The sequence below is a fragment of the Ruegeria sp. AF7 genome, assembly GCF_056541885.1.
The window spans coordinates 798245-818750 of record NZ_JBQFYX010000001.1; the positions used below are offsets into that span (position 1 = coordinate 798245).

Genomic DNA, 20506 nt, shown 5'->3' on the forward strand with positions numbered 1-20506 from the left:
CAGTGAGGCACAATGACCGAAATCCCAATCATCCTGCTTGCCGCCGGTCAATCCAGTCGTATGGGCGGGTTGGACAAGCTTTTGCAGCAAATCGACGGCATTCCACTGCTGACCCGTACGGCGACCCTTGCGCGTGGTGTGGCGCCTGTCCTTGTCGCCCTGCCACCGCGTCCACACCCAAGATATGACGCACTTGCGGGACTGGATGTTCAGACCGTTCCGGTCCCGGACGCGGCAGAGGGAATGAACGCCAGTTTGCGCACCGCCATAGAATACCTTCCTGTAGACGCACCCGCAGTCATGGTCTTGCTGGCCGACTTACCTGACCTGACCCAGGCTGATCTGAGAACGATCTTGAATGCACGTCAATTACATCCCGACAATGTAATCTGGCGCGGAACAACCGCAGATGGAAAGCCCGGGCACCCGGTGATCTTCGATCGGACGCTTTTCACTCAGCTTTCGGCATTACACGGTGATCACGGCGCGCAGGCGGTGGTTCGCTCGCAACAGTGCGGCGTATTCCTGCAACCCCTGCCCGGTCAAAACGCGGTTTTAGATCTGGATACACCGGAAGATTGGGACGCCTGGCGCAAAAAGTGTACTTCTTGAATAAACACGGCCCGGTCGATATCGACCGGGCCGGTGCCCAATACAGGACTACCACTTTCTACAATTCCAAAAGTTTGACCAATAGGTCTTAAAGACACTCTGGTTCCCTAGCAGCTAAACCTAAACAAGACCCCCTCGTTAACACGCCGCTAAAACTTCCGGTAACTGAGTTAGCCGCCAGCGCCCCCTAGCGCTTTTGGCTTCCCCTCACTTGGGCAATTTCATCCTCACTTATCCGATCCTTAGAAACAACGTAAAATTGGAAGAATAGGTTAATTTCGCGCACCTCGATTTGGCTTTTAGGCAACATAGCCCCAGGGCTTGTTCAACCTATAGGCGATCCAAGTCCGGTGCGCATATCAACGATTCGGGATTAAGCGCAAACTTATGCACCCATTCAGCTGCCTGTCAGCAAAGTTACAGCGTCAAGTCCGATGACTCCCGGACTCGCCCACAACCATTGGAAGAGCAGCATTTTTCCCCACTGTTCAGTGAAAGCATTGTCAACAAAACAATGAAAATTCAACTTTTTTGAAAGTTTGACGTCTGTTTTGGCAACAATCCTCCGATTCGCCTTCGACCTACCCGGTTAAATAAGCGAATCCTGATCAACGTCCTTCGCCACAAAACACCCGCTTTGTGGCAAAATTAAGATTTTTTAATTGATCAGTCAGGAAACCCCAATCCTGCCAGTGCATCTCATGTCTCAACGCGCAACGGAAATTGCGTGATCAAACCAGGAGACAGAAATGAGCATCCGAAAATCTTCGCTTTTACTTCCCCGCACATCCAACTGGATGGGGGTCAGCGCATTGGGCGCAGCCATGCTGGCCACAACCGCTTTACCTTCGATGGCGGATGAGGCGCTTGCCGATCTTGTCGAAACCGTTTCCCCGTCGGTTGTAACCATCATTGCCGAACAAAAGGCCGCCCCAAGCCCCGCACAGGGGCAGAATTTTGATTTCGACGGTCATCCGTTTGGGGAATTCTTCAAGCGCTTTGGTGGGCCTGAAGGGTTCAACATGCCTCAACGCGGGCCGGCACAAGGGCTCGGGTCAGGGTTTGTACTGGATGAAGCCGGTTATATCGTCACCAATCACCATGTGGTGGACAATGCCGCGACTGTAATCGTTCGCCTAAGTGATGACCGGACATTTGAGGCCGAGGTAGTTGGCACCGACCCGCTGACAGACATCGCAGTCTTGAAGATCGATGCAGGCCCGGGTCTGCAAGCTGTCGAACTGGGTGACAGCGATGCAATCCGCGTTGGCGAAGATGTCGTTGCGATCGGCAACCCGTTTGGTTTGAGCTCGACAGTTACCACCGGCATTGTATCGGCCAAAGGGCGCAATATCTCGGACGGGCCTTATGCCGAGTTCATTCAAACGGACGCCGCCATCAACAAGGGCAACTCTGGTGGCCCGCTTTTCAACATGGACGGCGAAGTGGTTGGCGTGAACTCGGCCATATATTCCCCCAGTGGCGGATCTGTCGGATTGGGATTTGCTGTAACCTCGAACATCGTTGAACATATTGCGGTCGATCTGCAGGACGACGGGCAGGTCAGCCGTGGATGGCTGGGTGTATCTATCCAGAATATCAGCCCGCAGCTTGCGGCGGCACTGGGAATTGATGCCTCCTCGGGTGCACTGGTGGCAGATGTTGTCGCTGACAGCCCTGCAGATGGCGTTCTGGAGCAAGGCGATGTTATCCTGTCCTTCAACGGCGAAGCCGTAGACTCCAGTGGTGACTTGCCCATTCTGGTGGGCACAACCAAGGTCGGCACCGCAAGTAATCTGACCATTCTGCGCGATGGCAAACAGGAAACGGTCACTTTGACCGTTGGCCAGCATCAGGCAGCGTTGGCTCAGTCCGATACCCCTGTCGAATCCGAAGCGGCGGGCACGTCGCTTGGTGTCACCGTGGCCCCGCTGACCGAAACGATGCGAGCCGAGACAGGTATCGCCAAAGCCGTCGAAGGTGTCGTCGTCACAGACCTGCAACCGGACAGCCCTGCGGCTCGGGCGGGTCTGCAACGCGGTGACGTGATCGTCAAACTGGGCAATCAGGACACGTTCACACCCGAAGCGCTGAAGGCGGCACTGGACAGCGAAAAAACAGACCCGGCACTGGTGCTGATCAACCGGGCTGGCAGCCAGATCTTCGTTGCCGTCGAACTGGTCTGATCAATACCATGCGCGCGCCGCTTGATGGGGAGAACCGGCGCGCGCCTCACCCGACGGAACTGAGTTGTCCGCTGTCCGTCGGGCTTGCCGGGTGCGTGCCCAGCACCCGGCAAGATCGTCAGCAAACCATATGCTTTGTTTGAATTTTGTGTTTAAATCCTTAGGGAAAGGAACCACATCATGAGCCGCCGTCTGTTGATCGTCGAAGATGACACTGACACCAGGGATTTCATTGCCAAAGGGTTTGGCGAAGAGGGCTATGTGGTCGAAACGGCTGCTGATGGCCGCGAAGGATTGTACCACGCCACGGATGGCGGGTTTGACGCCATTGTTCTGGACAGGATGCTTCCCGGTCTGGACGGGCTGTCGCTGATCAAATCCCTGCGTGCAGCAGGGTTGAAAACACCTGTCTTGATGTTGACGGCCATGAGCGCAGTAGACGAGCGCGTCAAAGGATTGCGGTCAGGCGCCGACGATTATCTGGTCAAGCCCTTCTCATTTCAGGAACTTCATGCACGGATCGAAGCCCTGTTACGACGTCCGCAAGAATCCGAGGAAACGCCGACTCTGACCTGCAAGGATCTTGAAATGGATCTTCTGACCCGCAAGGTTACGCGGGACGGCCATGAGATTACGCTGACACCTCGTGAATTCCAGATCCTTGAATTCTTTCTGCGCCGTAAGAACCGTGTTGTGTCGCGTACCATGCTGCTTGAAGGCGTCTGGGATTATCATTTCGACCCGAACACCAACGTTGTGGATGTTCACATCTCAAAGCTGCGCCGCCAGTTGGATGAAGGCGGAGACATACCTTTGATTGAAACTGTTCGCGGTGCGGGTTACATGATGTCCGATGGATAACCTTCGGCTTTCCCTTAATAATTCACGAACAAGACTTGTCGCCGCCAGCATGGTGCTAAGCACGTTCCTGACCGCGTCCGTGTTGGCATTGGTCTATGTGACAGCCAACAGAAGCATCGAATCCGAGACCCGATCAGTCGTGTCCGCCGAACTGACCGGGCTTGCAGATGAATATGAACGGCGCGGGCTGATCGGGCTGATCACAGCGATCGAGCGTCGTCTTCCAAGCGCGCCCGACCGAGACGCGCTGTATCTTCTGGCGGATCGGCAAGGCGTCAAGCTTGTGGGTAACCTGAAAACCTGGCCGGTCAATGTGACCGCCGGAAGCGGCTGGGTCGACCTTGAGTTGCGCAGAGCTGACAATGACCAACTGGTGCCTATCTCGGCGGCATCGATCCGCCTGCCCGGTGGCGAACGCCTTTTGGTGGGCCGGGATGCGGCGGCCCGTCAACAATTCGACCGCGTGCTGTTCCGTTCGCTGGCACTGGCACTGGCAATTGCATTTGTCCTGAGCGTGATCACCGGCTGGCTGTTCACACGTCTGGTGTTTTCACGCCTGTCGGACATCGCAAGCACAGCCGAAAACATCGTTTCCGGCGATCTTTCCAAAAGGATGCCCCTGCGCGGAACCGGGGACGAGTTCGATCAGGTTTCTGGCACTTTGAACAACATGCTCGACAGGATCGAAGAGCTGGTCAGTAATCTGCGCACCACCTCGAACTCTATCGCACATGATTTGCGCTCTCCTCTGTCCCGCCTTCGCCAACGGGTCGAATCCCTTTCCGAGCCCGGCAAAAGCGATCTGGACCGCGAGATCGACATTGCGCGGGCAACGGGAGAAATCGACCATGTTTTGCGGGTCTTGGGGCAGCTTACCGAGATATCGCGGGCCGAGGCCGGTCTGGGGCGCGAGCAATTCGAAGACATTGACTTGCAGCAACTGGTTGGCGATGTCGTGGAGCTTTATGATCCGGTGGCCGCGGATCAGGACGTCCGTCTTGAGGTTATAGGCTCTGCCCCCGCAATTCAGGGGCACCGGCCCCTCCTCTCGCAGGCTCTTTCCAATCTGCTGGAAAACGCTATGCGCTACGCACCGGCAGATACCACAATCACGATCTCAATCGGTACCGAGGACGGATTAGCCCAATTGCGGGTTCGGGACCGTGGTCCGGGTGTTCCGCCCGGAGAGTTGGATCGCCTTCAGCTTCCATTCGTCACGCTTGATCCGGCGCGCACGGAACGCAATGCGGGATTGGGGCTCGCGCTGGTTGCCGCGATTTCTCATATGCATGGCGGGACATTCGCAGCCCGAAACTGCAACCCAGGTTTGGAAACCACGATCAATCTAGCAATTCAGAGTTAACCCGGCAGTCCGTTTACCGCCAATATCATGTTTTTATAACGTTTATCCTCGGTGACATCCGCACCGAACCAATCCGGTGGGACATAGGCATTTGCGGCTTCACTGGTATGGAATTCAACTTCAACCAAACACAGGGGTTCCAGGCCGCCTGAGAAAACATCCAGCTCGAACTGGTGGCCGTCCGGCATTTGATCCGTGTAACGTACCTTCTCGATCCGGCGTCCTCGAGTTTCCGGCCAGAAGGTTTCAAACTGGTCCCGGGTTATCTCTGTCTCACGCTCAACACGTACAAGATCACCGCCTCCTTTTAAGGTCAGGAAAAACACATCGTTCTTTTGCCTTAAGCGCAATTCGGTCGAGTCCTCCGGCGCGGTGAGGTACCCCTGACGCACCTCTGCTTTTTCCGCGCGGCTCAGGTCCGGCATCCTTGCCACCAGAAACTTGCGCTCAATTTCCCTGCTCATAAGGGTACCCCCGCTCAATCTTCCAGCTTATCAAACAGCACCCGATATGCCGTACCAACCGCGCCGCGATCTGCGTAAGTGCCGACAGAGACCCGATGCTGCACCATCGAAAAGAACGTTCGCAACTTTTCTGGCGCAGCTCACGTTTGTTGAAGAAGCCATCCAGTTGACCAAATGACCGCTCGGTCAAGGTTGTGCGACTGACGGGAACAACGATCTCATCGGCGGCTCGAAAACAGAACCCAGACGCACCCTGATGATCGAGATCGCATAACAATATCCTTTGACCAGTCTGTGCATAGGCATAATCCCGGTTCACCGAAGTCGCGGTTTCTCCGACACCGCCCTTGTTGCTGTAACAGGCAATGATCTTCATTCCTTACTCCTCTTTGTGGTGAAACTGGCTGCGGAACATGTGTCGTTCGTCTTGCCCGTCGAACTGATGAAAACTTGCGACAACACGCATTCGTTCGGTCTTCTTGCGTTGATCAAGCACAGCGATTAGCCCGCCCACGGACAAACCGATCTGCGCATCCACGCGGCCTTGCGTATCGGCGCGCGACGCTACAAAGGTCAGCAACGCATCTTGCTGAACAGAATAGTCGTTTAACAAGCCAAGACTATCCTGGAGTTTTTTCAACGGCTTAAGGATCATTCTCAAACCATTCCAATCGAATAGAGGGTCAAACAACTCCATCAGGTATCTAAGCTTTTTGCATTCAATGCGAAGGTCATGCACCGTCTTGTCTGGCGTACTGACAGTAATACCGCGCGCCAGTTTGCACACCTTGCGATAGCGCTTCCAGATCAGCGCGCAGGCATAGTCATACGTGCCGCGATGCGCGTTTGGTCCAAGGTCCAAGTGGTCCGGACTTGCAAACAGTGCGGTCAGGTCGGTCATGGTCGTCGTGTAGTCGGCGCTGTGCAACCAGCGTGACAGGCGCAGTTGCTCTTGTGCACGTTCCGTTTGCACCTGATCAAACATCTCGGACAATCCCACGTGAAGGTTCGGCGGGATAAGATTGAAATACTTGTCTTTTTCCAGAAGATAGACATCCAAATCGCGCAGAGGTCCGGTACGGGTCATGAGGTCGGAAAAGACCCGCTTCAGCTCGGTCGTCTGAGACTCGGACAACACGCCCTTGAACAGGCTGATCACCGACCTGATCTTGCGCAACGATACTCGGTAATCGTGCAAAAACTCGGTGTCGATGTCAGCGATCACACCCTCTTCGTTTTGCCGCGTAACCCGCAGATATGTTTGAATGATTTTCGCAGCGACTTCGATGGAAGGATCCGCTTGACCAAACTTTATTTCAGGCTTGGCCTGATAGGGAACCATGTCTGGAATCAGGCTGGAATAGAGCGTTTCAATATCATGAACACTGCCCGTAATGCTGGCGATAGAGGAACAGACCAACTGATAAGCCTTCTTGTACCCACGCAACTTCTGAATTCGTACAATGGTCGCCTGCCCTGATGGCGTCGACATGTACGTTAAAGTTCCCCTGACTTTTGTCTTTTGCAGGTCATCTAGTACGGCAAAGGTCTGAACCCTGATCTCTCCAACACCGATCCGCGTCAGCGCCCGCAGTTCAGGAAAGTCGCTCAGCGCCTTTTGAACCGGCCCTTCTGACAAGTCCCGCACAAATCGCAGATGCCCCGAGTATTGCTGAGACAAAGGTCCGTGATCCTTCCGCAGCAGGTGCAACACCCCGCCGGTATCGATCAAAGCACGACCCGAGGCGCGCAATGACTGATCGTGACAATCGAGCAATGCGAAAGCTTTGACGGGGCTACCGGGTGAAACTTCTTGGGAAAACCCGGCAATGGCATTTGCCAGAGCCGTTTCGTCAATCCTCGCTGGGAAAATGAACTGATCGCCTGACGATCTGGTCATGATACGCCTTTCCAGTTCAATTTCAGAAACCCGTTTACGGGTTTCTCAACGGTCATTTGCGCGCCCGCCCCTTTGTTTGGCGGGCTGCCCCAACGCCATTCTGGGTTTTCTTGTTCAATCTCGGCGGAACCCGAAAGGACATCAAGCCATTATGACTGCGAGCGAGTATATTCACGGGGTGACAGGCCCCGGGTGCCGAAGTAAGAAACAGCTATGAGCGAACCAGTATCTTCGATCCGAAACCTTGGCCCGGCCTTTGAACAGGCTTGCGCACGCGCTGGTATCCATTCGGCTGAAGCGCTGCGAGAACTAGGGCCGGACGAAGCCTACGCCCGCCTGTTGCGGGCAGGCACCAGGGCGCATTTCATCGGATATTATGTTCTGGTGATGGGATTGCAGGGCCGCCCGTGGAACGACTGCAAGGGTGACGAGAAAAAAGCCCTGCGCGAAAGGTTCGACGCAATCAAAGCCGGTAACGGGGCGGCTCCGGAAAACCAGATGATTGCAGATCTGGACGCCATCGGGGTTCGTGTTGCACCAAAGGACCTAAAGCAGGTCTGAACGAACAAAGCCGCACCCAACCAAGGATGCGGCCCCTATTTGTCAGCAATGGCTGTGGCTTAGCCGACCAGGTCAATACCCGAGAAGAAATATGCGATTTCAACTGCTGCGGTTTCCGGAGCGTCCGAACCGTGGACCGAGTTTTCACCGACCGATTCCGCAAACTCGGCGCGGATGGTGCCCGGCGCTGCGTCTGCAGGGTTGGTTGCGCCCATGACTTCACGGTTCTTTGCAATGGCGCCTTCGCCTTCCAGAACCTGAACAACAACCGGAGCCGACGACATGAATTCGCACAGTTCGTCATAGAACGGACGCTCGGCATGAACGTCATAGAATTTGCCAGCCTGAGCTTTGGTCATGTGAATGCGCTTTTGCGCCACAATGCGCAGGCCAGCTTCTTCGAACTTGGCGTTGATCTTGCCGGTCAGGTTGCGGCGGGTTGCATCAGGTTTGATGATCGAGAATGTGCGTTCCAGTGCCATGTCGGCCTCTCCTTATAATATGACGCGGGACCCGCGCCGAAATCCATCGCGCGCCGGGTATCACGGTCTTTGGTCCATGAAAAGTGTAATGATGCTTTGCCGGTGGCTTTGTAGTTCAGATTGTCTCTGGCAAAGGGTCGACGCGGTCCAATCGACGGATGTAAAGCACCGCCAGCAAGCCAGCAAAGCTACAGGCCCACATCATGCCCAGTACCAGATACGGCCCGTTTTCGGGGCTGACGAATGCGCCGGTCATTGAGGTCAGGACAGCGCCCAAAGCCACGATCATCGCCCCCGACAGCCCTGCTGCGCTACCTGCCAGCCCGGGGCGTACCGACATTACACCAGCCGCGGCATTGGCATTGGTCAAACCATTGCCAAAGCCGACACAGATTGCCGAGCCGAAGAAGACCCAGACCGATCCTTGATTGGCGAGAAACAGCATCAATCCGCAAAACGGCCCGGTCGAGGCCACGATCCTCCCTGACAAGATCATCGTCGTCAGACGCGTCCGGGCGGCAATCCGACCGGTAACAAAATTGCCAACCATGAACCCGCCGGTGATGATGCCAATCCCCAGCCCCAGCGTTGCTGGGCTCAGGTCGAACCACGCTGCAGCAACCAGCGGCGCACCGGTGATAAAGCTGTAGAACCCCCCAATCGAAAACGCTGCGCATAAGGCATAGCCCCAGAACCTGCGGGCACGGAACAGATGTGGATACTCGCGCAGTTGGGCACCAAATGTGGACGAGCGGTTCGTGTTGGTCTCGCCCATGTCGAACCAAAGCAGCACCAGCAACCCTGCCCCGAGCAACGAGTACAGGACAAACCCCGAACGCCAGCCGAAAAGCATATCCAGCACCCCACCCAACATCGGCCCAAGCATCGGGGCCAAAGCCATAGCCATCGCGACGTAACCGAGTTTGCTTGCCGCCTCATTTGGTGCGTAACGGTCTCTGATCGACGCACTGGACAGGACCGAGCCCGCGACGACAGCAGCCTGAAGCAGGCGGAAGCCAAGAAAAACCCAGATCGATCCGGCCAGTGTGCATCCGATCGACGCGAGGGAAAATATTGACATACAAATCAAAAGGATAGGCCTGCGCCCAAAGCGATCCGATAACGGGCCCATGATCAATTGCAACACTGCCGAAATCGCCAGATACCCCGCGACCGACAGGTTCATTAGGCCGTAATCCACGGCGAAATCTTCGCTCATATGCGCGAGCGACGGCAGGAACATGTTGAGCGTCAGCACCGACAGCGCCGTGGCAAAGATCAACGTGATCAGGGATGGAGGCGTCCGGGCCGCGCGCATGTGGAAAACCGCTTCAATAAGCAAACGAGACAGCGCTAACACATTGCTTGACGCTTGAAAACGCCAAGCCGCTGGCGGCGGCATCACACCTCTGCTAAGAGCGCCCCATGTTACGGATCGAAGACATCACCTATGCCGTTGAAGGCCGCCCATTGTTTGATGGCGCCAGCGCAACCATACCAGACGGTCACAAGGTTGGCCTTGTGGGCCGGAATGGCACGGGAAAGACCACGCTTTTTCGCCTGATCCGCGGGGAGCTGGCGCTGGAATCGGGCAATATTTCGGTCCCCAAGCGCGCCCGCATTGGCGGGGTCGCGCAAGAGGTCCCCTCGTCCAACGTTTCGCTGATCGACACTGTTCTGGCCGCTGATACCGAACGCAGCGCCTTGATGGCCGAGGCTGGCAACGCAACGGATCCCACGCGAATTTCCGAAATTCAGACCCGGCTAGCCGATATCGACGCCTGGTCAGCCGAGGCGCGCGCAGCCTCGATCCTCAAGGGGTTGGGGTTTGACGACGCGGACCAATTGCGCCCCTGCTCGGATTTCTCGGGCGGTTGGCGGATGCGAGTGGCATTGGCGGCGGTTTTATTCTCGCAACCAGATTTGTTGCTGTTGGACGAACCGACCAACTATCTGGACCTTGAAGGCGCGCTATGGCTGGAAAGCTATCTGGCGAAATATCCGCACACGGTCATTATCATCAGCCATGACCGGGGCCTGTTGAACCGTGCCGTAGGGTCGATCCTGCATCTGGAGGATCGCAAGCTCACCTATTACGCGGTGCCATATGACAAATTCGCTGAACGGCGGGCAGAACGTCTGGCGCAGGCGGAATCGGAAAACGCCAAGGCCAAGGCCCGCATCGCACACCTGCAAAGCTTTGTGGATCGCTTCCGCTACAAGGCATCCAAGGCCGTTCAGGCCCAATCGCGCCTGAAAATGATCGAACGCATCCAGTTGGTCTCAACCCCGCAAGAGGCCGCGCTGCGCGCGTTTTCCTTCCCCGAACCCGAGGAGCTGTCGCCGCCGATCATCCAGATCGAAGGTGGTGTCACCGGCTATGGCGAGATCGAAGTACTGCGCCGCCTGAATCTGCGCATTGATCAGGATGACCGCATCGCGCTGCTGGGTAAGAACGGTCAGGGCAAATCTACCCTGTCCAAACTTCTGTCAGACCGCCTGCCCCTGATGGCTGGCAAGATGACCCGCAGCAACAAGCTGCGCATCGGGTATTTCGCTCAGCATCAGGTGGACGAGCTTTATGTGAACGAAACGCCACTGGACCACCTGCGCCGCCTGCGCCCGGACGAGGCGCCTGGCAAGTGGCGCTCGCGTTTAGCGGGATTCGGCCTGAACGCAGCTCAGGCGGAAACCGAGGTTGGCCGCCTGTCGGGTGGGCAAAAAGCACGCCTGTCGCTGCTGCTGGCCACCATCGACGCACCGCATATGCTGATCCTCGATGAACCGACGAACCATCTGGATATCGAAAGCCGTGAGGCGCTGGTCGAAGCACTGACCGCCTATTCCGGCGCTGTCGTGCTGGTCAGCCACGACATGCACCTTCTGTCGCTTGTTGCCGATCGGTTGTGGCTGGTCTCGGACGGTACGGTCAAATCTTATGACGGTGACCTTGAATCCTACCGGGCCCTTTTGCTGGCGCGTGACAAGCCGGTGAAAGAAAAGCCGCAAACAGAGAAGCCCAAACGTACCTCGCGCGATACCATGCTGGCACTGCGGGCGGACCTGCGCAAATGCGAGGACCGGGTCGAGAAACTGACAGAGATGCACGACAAGCTCGCGGCAAAACTGGCCGACCCGGCTTTATACGAGGACGACAAGATCAACGATCTGGAAACCTGGAACCGCAAATTCGCCGAGGTGGTCGAGGCCATGCAAAAAGCAGAAGCGCTTTGGATCGCCGCTGCCGAGCGACTGGAACAGGCAGAAACGGTATGAGCGATCCCGTTGTTGAAACCAAAGCGATGATCGCGGGAATGCACCCCGAAATTCAACCCGACGAATTCGCATTTGTGGTCTGGCCCGAAGATATGGACTGGCCCGACGGGACACGCGCCAGTTATGTCGAGGCCGAAGGTCTGTCTTTAATCGTTCCGTTCCATTGCGCACCAAAAGAGGCGGTTGCTATGCGTTGTATCACGCTTCAAGTGCACTCCTCGCTCGAAGGCGTGGGTCTGACCGCTGCGGTCTCAGAGGTGTTGGCACAGGCCGGAATTCCGGCGAACATGGTTGCGGGCTATCACCACGATCATGTTTATGTTCCCTCCGGACGGGCCGAAGACGCCCTAAAAATTTTGAAACATCTGCAACAGAGTAGCAAAGAGTGATTGACACCGCATTTCTGATCACTGCGTTCACAACGCTTTTCGTGGTTCTTGATCCACCGGCGCAAACGCCGATTTTTGTGGCCCTGACCCAGAACATGGATTGGCACACGCGCCGCTCTGTCGCGATACGCGCATGCCTGACGGCAGGCGGCATTCTGGCCATGTTCGCGGCCTTTGGCGAAGCGTTGCTGGGTTTTGTCGGCATCTCGATGGAGGCGTTTCGCGTTGCGGGAGGTGTTCTTCTGTTTCTGACCGCGCTCGACATGCTGTTTGAACGCCGGACCAAACGTCGTGAAAACAGTGCCGAAGAAGAAGAACATCCGGACCCGTCGGTGTTTCCGCTGGGCATCCCACTGATTGCAGGACCCGGTGCGATTGCCACCATGATCCTGCTGGCCGGTCAACATCCCGGCATTCAGGGTCTGGCGGTTGTCATCGGCGTTATGCTGGTCGTTCTGGCAATGGTTTTTGTGATGTATCTTACATCCGGGGCCGTGGCACGGCTTTTGGGGAAAACCGGGCTGAACGTGTTGACCCGGCTTCTTGGGATGCTGCTGGCTGCATTATCTGTTCAGTTTATTCTTGATGGCCTCAAGGCCTTTGGATTCGCATCTTAAGCCCCCATATTAACAAGGTTAAGGGGATTTCCGGGAACCGCATGGACAGTTTCGATATTGGACGCCTGATCTATCTGGCCCTGCTGGGGGCGGCGCTGCTGATGTGGTTTGTCACGCATAATCGGCAGTCGCTTGGCAAGACGTTTCAGCAGGTCATGGCATGGGTGTTCATTTTTGTCGGGGTCATTGCACTGGTCGGTCTGTGGGAGGATATTCGTTCCTCGGTCGCTCCCGCGCCGCAGATGAGTGTCACCGGTAACTCGGTTGAGGTTCCCCGCGCTTATGATGGCCATTATTACCTTCCGGTTCTGGTGAATGGTGAGCTGATCACCTTTCTTGTCGACACCGGTGCCAGCCAGATCGTGTTGAACGCGCGGGATGCCAAACGGGCAGGCATTGATCCCGATCAGCTGAACTATTTCGGGCGCGCCTTGACTGCAAACGGTGAGGTGCGTACCGCGCCGGTGCGGCTTGAGACCCTGACGATAGGACCCATTACGGATCAGAACGTTTCGGCCTGGGTCAACGAGGGCGAACTGGATAAGTCTCTTTTGGGGATGGAATATCTGCACCGTTTTTCAAGCATTCAGTTTGCGGATGGCAAGCTGATCCTGTCCCGTTGATGCTCCTCACCTCTTGAGAACAAAAGTGGAACATGATAGCTTGCGGGCATGTCTGCTCAGCTTCTTGGTCCCAAACCTGCACGTCAGATCCCGGGGATAAATCTCCATTCGCAGATCACCCTGCAACCGGGTCGCGTGCACGAGGCTTGCGGCCCCGCCCGACGCAGCTTTGCCATCTGGCTGGCCGGTCAGACACAGGGTCCCGTGCTGTGGATTTCCCCCGCGTGGGAGCCCGCTCAACTGAACCCTGACGGAATTATGGCCTTTGCTGATCCGGCGCGTTTTCTGTTCGTCCACCCCACCCGCGCCGAAGATCTGCTATGGTGTATTGAAGAGGCGCTGCGCAGCGGGGCCATCCCGCTGATCATAGGCGACCTGCCCGGCGCACCGGGGCTGACGCCGGTGCGGCGGATGCATCTGGCCGCAGAACAAGGCGGCACGATGGGCCAAGCCCCGCTTGGCTTGCTGCTGACGCCCGGTGAGGGCGGCGCACAAGGGGTTGAGACACGCTGGCACATGGCCGCCGCCCATCAGGGGGATGCCAGGCACTGGACCCTGACCCGCCGCCGCGCCCGCGCCCTGCCCCCGGTCAGCTGGCAGGCCACTCAGACTGCTGCCCGCACCGGTCTGCACCTGAAACGCATTGAAACAGAGGACATTCTGACGTGAAGCCGCAAGGATCACGCAAGATGTGACTCGCCAAACTCCGGATCGCACCCTAGCGTCGCCGCATGAGCCACCCGATCCATGACAGCCGCTATTCCTGGATACGCCTCCTGATCACGCTCGCCATCGCAACTGTGGCGAATGTGGGAATGTGGGCGGTCATCGTGGTCATGCCCGCCGTCGAAGCCGAGTTCAGCGTCGGTCGCGCTGAAGCCTCAATGCCATATACGCTTACGATGATAGGTTTCGCGCTGGGAAATATGTGGCTGGGGCAATTGGTTGACCGGTTGGGGGTAACACGCGCGCTGATCGGCGCAGCTGTTTTAAGCGCAATCAGTTATGCGCTGGCAACGCTGGCTCCAAATATCATGCTTCTATCTGTGGCGCATCTGCTGGTCGGGCTGGGAACATCGATCGGATTTGGGCCCTTGATCGCCGATATATCGCACTGGTTCATGAAACGGCGCGGAATCGCCGTCGCACTGGTGGCCAGCGGGAATTACCTGTCTGGGGCAATCTGGCCCACCCTGCTCGCCGGTATTCTGGCACGCGACGGCTGGCAGCAGGTCTATCTGACATTGGCGGCTCTGACGCTGCTGGTTGTCATCCCCCTTTCCTTGTTGTTGCGCCGCAAGGTCCCAATCGAGGCGCACAGCACCGCCGCGGCCACAGCCCGGATCAACGCGCGCAGTGTCGGTGTTTCACCACGCGTGTTGCAGTACATTCTTGGTCTGGCCGGCATTGGATGTTGTGTCGCAATGTCCATGCCACAGGTCCATATCGTGTCGTATTGCGTCGGGCTGGGATATGGCCCCGCAGTGGGGGCTGAAATGCTATCGCTGATGCTGCTAGGTGGCGTCGCCAGCCGTATTCTCTCGGGCCTGTTGGCCGACCGTCTGGGCGGCGTCATGACGCTCTTGATCGGCTCAGTCTTGCAGTGCATCGCGCTGTTCCTGTTCCTGCCATATGACGGGATGGTCTCACTTTACGTGATCAGCTTGCTATTCGGTCTGGCGCAGGGTGGCATCGTGCCCAGCTACGCTTTGGTTGTCCGCGAATACATGCCGCCGCAAGAAGCCGGTGCGCGAGTCGGATTCGTCATGATGATGACAATTCTTGGCATGGCGCTTGGTGGCTGGATGTCAGGCTGGATTTACGATGTCACCGGAAGTTACCAACTCGCTTTCGTCAACGGCATTCTTTGGAACGGTTTGAACATTGCCATCATACTGATGTTGCTCAAAAGATCCCGTCCCAGACGAGGCGCGGTCATGGCATGAGACTCCTGACCCGCCGAAAGGTGCTTGCAGGGATGGCGGCTCTGCCTTTGGCCAGTACAGCGCAGGCCGCGTTGCAGCCATACATCTTATCAACGAAAGCCACCGTGGTCGGTTTTACCTTTGATCTGTCTGGCATTCCCCAGACCGGTTCAATGCCGATCCGGCAGGCTGACGTACAGATTGACATGCACCGCCTGCAAAACAGCCAGGTCACAGTGGTTCTGGATGTTAACATGGCCAAGACTCGCTTGCCCTTTGCCCGCATGCCAATGCTCGGTCCCAGTGTATTGGACACCAAAACCTTTCCGACAATTCAGTTCGTATCGACTGACATTCAACTGGGCGCGGATGGGCGCATATCGAATGGTGCTCGTATCACGGGGGAACTGACAGTTCGCGGTATCACGCGCCCGGTCACCTTGGAGGCCAACCTCTACCGCCAGCCCGGAACAGCCGCGAACGACCTGAACCGCCTGTCCATAGGTTTGACGGGGACTTTGAACCGGCACGACTTCGACGCTTCGGGCTATCATGATCTGGTCGGAAAAAACGTCGGACTGAACATCCATGCCGAGATCATTCGCGCAACCTAAACCACAAAAAGCAAAAAATGACTGGATAAAGTCGAATAGATGCGCGCATTGTCCGGTGACGCCGCCTATCTGAGAAAACCATGCGCACGATCATTTCATTTGCCGCTCTGTTTCTTTCGGTCATTCTGCTTCAGCTTTCAACGGGCGGCGTCGGGCCACTTGATGCCATTTCCGGAATCACACTGAACTTCTCGACCGAACAGATCGGTATGCTGGGTTCGGCACATTTCCTCGGCTTTTTCATAGGTTGCTGGTGGGCGCCGCGACTGATGGGCAGCGTCGGGCATTCCCGCGCATTTGCTGTATGCACGGCGCTGGGCGCGATGGGATTGATCGGGCACACCCTGACAGACAATCCTTATGTATGGGCGGCGTTGCGTATCGCCTCGGGCACATGTGTGGCAGGTAGTTACACCGTCATCGAAGCCTGGCTGAATGCAAAAGTGACCAATGAGACACGTGGACGAGCCATGGGCACCTATCGCATCGTCGATATGGGTGCCTCGCTGAGTGCTCAGTTGATCATCGCCGTCCTGCCACCCGCCTCGTATGTTTCCTATAACCTCCTGGCGATCCTGTGCTGCGCCTCGTTGCTGCCGCTGACGCTGACACGCGCAAGTCAACCGAGGACGCCTGACGCACCTCGGCTGCGCCCGAAACTGGCTTGGCACAGTTCGCCATTGGCCGTTGCAGGCGTCATTGTTTCTGCACTCAGCTCAGCATCTTTCCGAATGGTCGGGCCCGTCTACGGTCAGGAAGTCGGGCTGGGAGTGGATCAAATCGCCTTCTTCCTAGCTTCTTTCGTTCTGGGCGGCGCACTGGCGCAGTATCCGATGGGATGGCTCGCTGACAAGTATGACCGGCGCTGGGTCTTGATCTGGCTTTCGGTCGCGGCGGTACTAAGCTGCGGGGTCACAATGGCGGCAAGCGACACGGGAACCGTCGGTGTCATGCTGGCCGCAGGGCTTTTTGGCTTCACGACATTCCCGATCTTTTCGGTGTCCTCCGCGCATGCCAACGATTTTGCGACGACCGAACAAAGGGTCGAATTGTCTGCCGCCCTGATGTTCTGGTACGCGCTGGGGGCAATTGCATCTCCCTATATCACATCAACACTGATCCAGGATTTCGGTCCCAGCGCTTTGTTTGCATTTGTCGCGGTTGGACATGTGTTCCTGATCGGGTTCGGACTGGCCCGGATGCGTTCCCGTCCAACGCCAGAGGAGAGAACCAATTATGTTTACGCGCCGCGTACATCATTTACTGTCGGAAGGCTGCTGAAACGCGCCCGAGAGGAATGAATAGCGGATCCGCAGCCTTGCATTTCGGCGAGTATGCGTATTGGCTGACCACATTCTGACCGGTTTACAACGGCCACACGTGACTTGGTCGTCCCATAAGGTGCGCGTCACAAATAAGAGTTATTCCAGTCATCTACGAAACCGGGCTTTTGCTGAGCGGTGACTTAGGTTAGACGAACGCGCAGTTAGATACGCGGAAACGGAATATGGCTCGGATTCTCATCACCTCGGCGATCCCATACATCAATGGGATCAAGCATCTCGGCAACCTGGTCGGCTCGCAACTGCCTGCCGACTTGTATGCACGCTACCAGCGTGGCCGGGGGAACGAGGTCATGTTCCTGTGTGCCACCGACGAACATGGCACCCCGGCCGAACTGGCCGCGGCCAAGGCGGGAAAGCCGGTGGCCGAGTATTGCGCGGACATGTACGAAATTCAGGCCGACATCGCCAAACGTTTTGGGATGAGCTTTGATCACTTTGGCCGCTCATCCAGCGAGCAGAATAAAAAGCTGACCCAACATTTTGCCGGAAAGCTGGATGAGGCCGGGTTGATCCGCGAGGTCACGGAAAAGCAAATCTATTCCAACGCAGATGGTCGCTTTCTTCCGGACCGCTATATCGAGGGCACCTGCCCCAATTGCGGATACGAGAACGCACGTGGCGACCAGTGTGAAAACTGCACCAAGCAGTTGGATCCGACCGACCTGATTGAACCGCGCTCGGCCATTTCGGGCTCGACGGATCTGGAAGTGCGCGAGACCAAGCACCTCTATCTGCGCCAATCGGCAATGAAGGATCAGCTGGATGCCTGGATTGACAGCAAAACCGACTGGCCGATCCTAACCACATCCATTGCCAAGAAATGGCTGCATGATGGCGACGGGTTGCAAGACCGGGGGATCACCCGCGATCTGGACTGGGGCGTTCCGGTCAAGAAAGGCGATCAGGACTGGCCCGGTATGGAAGGCAAGGTCTTCTATGTCTGGTTCGACGCGCCGATCGAATACATCGCCTGTGCCAAGGAATGGGCGGATTCCAAGGGGAAACCCGATTCCGAGTGGGAACGTTGGTGGCGCACCGATAAGGGTGCGGACGATGTGCGATATGTCCAGTTCATGGGCAAGGACAACGTGCCATTTCACACGCTTTCTTTCCCCGCCACTATTCTAGGGTCGGGCGAGCCGTGGAAAATGGTCGACCACCTGAAATCCTTCAACTACCTGAATTACGACGGCGGCCAGTTCTCGACCTCGCAGGGGCGTGGCGTTTTCATGGATCAGGCGCTCGAGATTCTGCCAGCCGACTACTGGCGGTGGTGGCTGCTGAGCCATGCGCCGGAAAGCAGCGACAGCGAGTTCACGTGGGAGAACTTCCAACAATTCGTGAATAAGGATCTGGCCGATGTTCTGGGCAACTTCGTCAGCCGCATCACCAAGTTCTGTCGCTCGAAATTTGGTGAGGTGGTGCCAGAAGGCGGTGAGTTTGGCGAGCGTGAGAACGCTCTGATCAATGAACTTACCAAACGCGTCCGTGCTTATGAGGCGCATATGGAAGCAATGGACGTCCGCAAGTCGGCTCAGGAACTGCGGGCCATCTGGGTGGCTGGCAATGAATACCTGCAAGCTGCAGCGCCGTGGTCAACCTTTAAGGAAGACCCCGAAGGGGCCGCTGCGCAGGTGCGTCTGGGCCTGAACCTGATCCGGTTCTATGCCGTGCTCAGCGCGCCGTTCATCCCTGATACCTCGGCCAAGATGCTAAGCGCCATGAACACGCTCGACACCAGCTGGCCCGAGGACGTGGCCGCAGCGTTGAACGCGCTACCCGCGGGTCACGACTTTACCGTGCCAGACGTTCTGTTCGCCAAGATCACAGACGAACAGCGCGAAGAATGGCAGGCAAAATTCGCCGGCAAACGCAGCTGATCACCCTGACATTCGTCAGCTCAAACGGGGGCCGTTGGCCCCTGTTTTCGTTCGGCACCTCGGAACGGGCCGACACCTAAACCAGCTTAGTTGCTGTAATTTTTGACGTCATCGCAAACCACCTCGGGATTCATCGCGCTTGAGAATTCGTGGTAAACAAGCCATCCTGCAAACAAGTTTTGTCGACTCGCGCGTTTGTGACCGCCGGGATGGACACCAATTGTTTCTGAAATGCACGAGGCTTTCGCCATGTCCCAAGTTTTCCCTTTTCCAACTCAGGCCCGCAATCCAATTGCCACCGCATTATTGCTGATATCCTTGGGACTGGCCCAACCTGCAACTGCACAGGACGAAGGGGCGGCACCGAAAGTCACGATTGCGGCCGCCTACACCGAGGAAATCACCGACGAGGCTTCCTTCATAGGGCGCGCTCAGGCGATCAATAAAGTCGATATCGTGGCCCGCGTGAATGGTTTTCTCAACAGCCGGAATGTCGAGGATGGGGCTACGGTCAAGGAAGGAGACCTGTTGTTCACCATCGAACCGGACCTTTACGAGGCGACATTGGAGGCCCGAAAAGCTGATCTGAACCGAGCCGAGGCAAATCTTGAGTTGGCCAAGGTGGACCTGGCGCGTAAGGAAGAGCTTTACAAGCGCGACGCGACACCTGAATCCGAACGCGACATCGCTCGGGCAAACGAACTGGTCGCCGAGGCTCAGGTCAAGGCCGCAAATGCAGCGATCCAGCAGGCCGAACTGGACCTCAGCTATACACAGATCCACGCGCCTTTTGATGGACGTATAGGCAGCATCACCACCAGTGTCGGTGATGTGGTCGGCCCGACTAACCCGCCGCTGGTGAACATTGTTAGCGAGACGCCAATCTATGTGAATTTCTCGCTCAACGAAAAACTCTTTACTTCGGTTCTTCAGACCGTTGGCGCAAATTCCGCTTCTCTTGCGGACAGCCCGCAAAGCCCCAACGTGCATATCACGCTGCCAAATGGAACCAAGCTGGATGAAACGGGCAGGATCGTATTTGTCGACAATCGTATCGACCCGTTGACCGGCGCGATCACAATGCGCGCCCAGTTCGAAAATGCCGACCGTTTGATCCTGGACGGTGCATTCGTGAATGTGCAGATCGAAGCGTTGCAACCGACCTTGCAAGTTCTGGTGCCGCAAGCTGCGCTGCAACGCGATCAGCGTGGTGATTTTGTTCTGGTTGTAAACGACAAGCAGATGGTGGAGCAGCGATATATCACCACAGGCAACACGGAAGGTACCGCCATCATCGTTACCGAAGGCTTGCGTGAGGGTGAAAGCGTGATTGTCGAGGGCCTGCAACGGGTCCGTCCCGGTGTGGCTGTTGACGCGGTCGTCGCCTCTGAACAGCCGGGAGAATAA

General features: G+C 56.7%; 20 protein-coding genes. 15 read left to right on the plus strand and 5 right to left on the minus strand.

Annotated elements, in window-relative coordinates:
• The first annotated feature begins 12 nt into the window (after positions 1 to 12).
• From ACR0AP_RS04010 to ACR0AP_RS04025, 4 genes are all read left to right on the plus strand, one after another.
• Positions 13 to 612, plus strand: a complete 600-nt coding sequence (locus ACR0AP_RS04010; protein ID WP_480505431.1) for a nucleotidyltransferase family protein — start codon at positions 13 to 15, stop codon at positions 610 to 612.
• 749 nt (positions 613 to 1361) lie between these two features.
• Positions 1362 to 2798, plus strand: a complete 1437-nt coding sequence (locus ACR0AP_RS04015; RefSeq protein WP_480505432.1) for a Do family serine endopeptidase — start codon at positions 1362 to 1364, stop codon at positions 2796 to 2798.
• A 180-nt stretch (positions 2799 to 2978) separates the two neighbouring features.
• The gene (locus tag ACR0AP_RS04020) at positions 2979 to 3659 is read left to right on the plus strand and encodes a response regulator transcription factor (RefSeq protein WP_480505434.1); all 681 of its coding nucleotides are present in this window, start codon (positions 2979 to 2981) and stop codon (positions 3657 to 3659) included.
• On the plus strand, positions 3652 to 5022 hold the full coding sequence (locus tag ACR0AP_RS04025) for a sensor histidine kinase (protein WP_480505436.1): 1371 nt from the start codon (positions 3652 to 3654) through the stop codon (positions 5020 to 5022). The genes ACR0AP_RS04020 and ACR0AP_RS04025 overlap by 8 nt, the downstream gene beginning before the upstream one ends.
• Here ACR0AP_RS04025 and ACR0AP_RS04030 read toward each other — a convergent pair.
• From ACR0AP_RS04030 to ACR0AP_RS04040, 3 genes are read right to left on the minus strand one after another with little or no spacing between them, the layout of a single operon-like run.
• Positions 5019 to 5486, minus strand: coding sequence for a CYTH domain-containing protein (locus tag ACR0AP_RS04030; protein WP_209504132.1), 468 nt, complete (start codon positions 5484 to 5486; stop codon positions 5019 to 5021). The genes ACR0AP_RS04025 and ACR0AP_RS04030 overlap by 4 nt on opposite strands.
• Complete coding sequence (locus tag ACR0AP_RS04035; protein WP_480505439.1) at positions 5470 to 5862, minus strand: AAA family ATPase; 393 nt, start codon at positions 5860 to 5862, stop codon at positions 5470 to 5472. The genes ACR0AP_RS04030 and ACR0AP_RS04035 overlap by 17 nt, the downstream gene beginning before the upstream one ends.
• 3 nt (positions 5863 to 5865) lie before the next feature.
• Positions 5866 to 7386, minus strand: coding sequence for a CHAD domain-containing protein (locus ACR0AP_RS04040; RefSeq protein ID WP_480505441.1), 1521 nt, complete (start codon positions 7384 to 7386; stop codon positions 5866 to 5868).
• Positions 7387 to 7599: 213 nt separating this feature from the next.
• Between ACR0AP_RS04040 and ACR0AP_RS04045 the strand changes: the two genes are divergently transcribed.
• Positions 7600 to 7947, plus strand: coding sequence for a TfoX/Sxy family protein (locus ACR0AP_RS04045; RefSeq protein WP_209504134.1), 348 nt, complete (start codon positions 7600 to 7602; stop codon positions 7945 to 7947).
• Between the two features lie 59 nt (positions 7948 to 8006).
• On the opposite strand, the gene ndk is transcribed toward ACR0AP_RS04045, so the two are convergent.
• Both ndk and ACR0AP_RS04055 read right to left on the minus strand, forming a co-directional pair.
• Positions 8007 to 8429: a nucleoside-diphosphate kinase gene (gene ndk / locus ACR0AP_RS04050; RefSeq protein WP_480505443.1), complete on the minus strand. Its 423-nt coding sequence runs from the start codon at positions 8427 to 8429 to the stop codon at positions 8007 to 8009.
• A 115-nt stretch (positions 8430 to 8544) separates the two neighbouring features.
• On the minus strand, positions 8545 to 9747 hold the full coding sequence (locus tag ACR0AP_RS04055) for a multidrug effflux MFS transporter (RefSeq protein ID WP_480505445.1): 1203 nt from the start codon (positions 9745 to 9747) through the stop codon (positions 8545 to 8547).
• A gap of 107 nt (positions 9748 to 9854) precedes the next feature.
• Here ACR0AP_RS04055 and ACR0AP_RS04060 point away from each other — a divergent pair, with 107 nt between their 5' ends.
• The 10 genes from ACR0AP_RS04060 (at position 9855) to ACR0AP_RS04105 (ending at position 20506) form a co-directional block, all read left to right on the plus strand.
• Complete coding sequence (locus ACR0AP_RS04060) at positions 9855 to 11705, plus strand: ABC-F family ATP-binding cassette domain-containing protein (RefSeq protein ID WP_480505447.1); 1851 nt, start codon at positions 9855 to 9857, stop codon at positions 11703 to 11705.
• Positions 11702 to 12094, plus strand: coding sequence for an ACT domain-containing protein (locus ACR0AP_RS04065; protein ID WP_480505449.1), 393 nt, complete (start codon positions 11702 to 11704; stop codon positions 12092 to 12094). Before ACR0AP_RS04060 ends, ACR0AP_RS04065 begins: the two co-directional genes overlap by 4 nt.
• On the plus strand, positions 12091 to 12711 hold the full coding sequence (locus ACR0AP_RS04070; RefSeq protein ID WP_480481263.1) for a MarC family protein: 621 nt from the start codon (positions 12091 to 12093) through the stop codon (positions 12709 to 12711). Before ACR0AP_RS04065 ends, ACR0AP_RS04070 begins: the two co-directional genes overlap by 4 nt.
• Positions 12712 to 12752: 41 nt before the next feature.
• Positions 12753 to 13334, plus strand: a complete 582-nt coding sequence (locus tag ACR0AP_RS04075; RefSeq protein WP_480481265.1) for a retropepsin-like aspartic protease family protein — start codon at positions 12753 to 12755, stop codon at positions 13332 to 13334.
• A gap of 48 nt (positions 13335 to 13382) precedes the next feature.
• Complete coding sequence (locus ACR0AP_RS04080; RefSeq protein WP_480505451.1) at positions 13383 to 14003, plus strand: ImuA family protein; 621 nt, start codon at positions 13383 to 13385, stop codon at positions 14001 to 14003.
• A gap of 62 nt (positions 14004 to 14065) precedes the next feature.
• Complete coding sequence (locus ACR0AP_RS04085) at positions 14066 to 15280, plus strand: MFS transporter (RefSeq protein WP_480505453.1); 1215 nt, start codon at positions 14066 to 14068, stop codon at positions 15278 to 15280.
• Positions 15277 to 15873 carry a YceI family protein gene (locus ACR0AP_RS04090; protein WP_480505455.1) on the plus strand — a complete coding sequence of 199 codons (597 nt, stop codon included), beginning with the start codon at positions 15277 to 15279 and terminating at the stop codon, positions 15871 to 15873. The genes ACR0AP_RS04085 and ACR0AP_RS04090 overlap by 4 nt, the downstream gene beginning before the upstream one ends.
• 80 nt (positions 15874 to 15953) lie before the next feature.
• Entirely contained in the window at positions 15954 to 17174 is a 1221-nt protein-coding gene (locus tag ACR0AP_RS04095; RefSeq protein ID WP_480505457.1) for an MFS transporter, read from the plus strand.
• Between the two features lie 206 nt (positions 17175 to 17380).
• A complete protein-coding gene (gene metG / locus ACR0AP_RS04100) occupies positions 17381 to 19099 on the plus strand; it encodes a methionine--tRNA ligase (RefSeq protein ID WP_480505459.1) in 1719 nt (572 codons plus the stop codon).
• A gap of 249 nt (positions 19100 to 19348) precedes the next feature.
• Entirely contained in the window at positions 19349 to 20506 is a 1158-nt protein-coding gene (locus ACR0AP_RS04105; RefSeq protein ID WP_480505461.1) for an efflux RND transporter periplasmic adaptor subunit, read from the plus strand.

Coding starts and splice junctions, on each gene's coding strand:
- ACR0AP_RS04095 (WP_480505457.1), top strand. CDS start 15,954: ATGCGCACGATCATTTCATTTGCCGCTCTGTTTCTTTCGGTCATTCTG.
- ACR0AP_RS04085 (WP_480505453.1), top strand. CDS start 14,066: ATGAGCCACCCGATCCATGACAGCCGCTATTCCTGGATACGCCTCCTG.
- ACR0AP_RS04060 (WP_480505447.1), top strand. CDS start 9,855: ATGTTACGGATCGAAGACATCACCTATGCCGTTGAAGGCCGCCCATTG.
- ACR0AP_RS04090 (WP_480505455.1), top strand. CDS start 15,277: ATGAGACTCCTGACCCGCCGAAAGGTGCTTGCAGGGATGGCGGCTCTG.
- ACR0AP_RS04010 (WP_480505431.1), top strand. CDS start 13: ATGACCGAAATCCCAATCATCCTGCTTGCCGCCGGTCAATCCAGTCGT.
- ACR0AP_RS04020 (WP_480505434.1), top strand. CDS start 2,979: ATGAGCCGCCGTCTGTTGATCGTCGAAGATGACACTGACACCAGGGAT.
- ACR0AP_RS04065 (WP_480505449.1), top strand. CDS start 11,702: ATGAGCGATCCCGTTGTTGAAACCAAAGCGATGATCGCGGGAATGCAC.
- ACR0AP_RS04035 (WP_480505439.1), bottom strand. CDS start 5,862: ATGAAGATCATTGCCTGTTACAGCAACAAGGGCGGTGTCGGAGAAACC.
- ACR0AP_RS04045 (WP_209504134.1), top strand. CDS start 7,600: ATGAGCGAACCAGTATCTTCGATCCGAAACCTTGGCCCGGCCTTTGAA.
- metG (WP_480505459.1), top strand. CDS start 17,381: ATGGCTCGGATTCTCATCACCTCGGCGATCCCATACATCAATGGGATC.
- ACR0AP_RS04025 (WP_480505436.1), top strand. CDS start 3,652: ATGGATAACCTTCGGCTTTCCCTTAATAATTCACGAACAAGACTTGTC.
- ACR0AP_RS04075 (WP_480481265.1), top strand. CDS start 12,753: ATGGACAGTTTCGATATTGGACGCCTGATCTATCTGGCCCTGCTGGGG.
- ACR0AP_RS04030 (WP_209504132.1), bottom strand. CDS start 5,486: ATGAGCAGGGAAATTGAGCGCAAGTTTCTGGTGGCAAGGATGCCGGAC.
- ACR0AP_RS04040 (WP_480505441.1), bottom strand. CDS start 7,386: ATGACCAGATCGTCAGGCGATCAGTTCATTTTCCCAGCGAGGATTGAC.
- ACR0AP_RS04105 (WP_480505461.1), top strand. CDS start 19,349: ATGTCCCAAGTTTTCCCTTTTCCAACTCAGGCCCGCAATCCAATTGCC.
- ACR0AP_RS04080 (WP_480505451.1), top strand. CDS start 13,383: ATGTCTGCTCAGCTTCTTGGTCCCAAACCTGCACGTCAGATCCCGGGG.
- ndk (WP_480505443.1), bottom strand. CDS start 8,429: ATGGCACTGGAACGCACATTCTCGATCATCAAACCTGATGCAACCCGC.
- ACR0AP_RS04055 (WP_480505445.1), bottom strand. CDS start 9,747: ATGCGCGCGGCCCGGACGCCTCCATCCCTGATCACGTTGATCTTTGCC.
- ACR0AP_RS04015 (WP_480505432.1), top strand. CDS start 1,362: ATGAGCATCCGAAAATCTTCGCTTTTACTTCCCCGCACATCCAACTGG.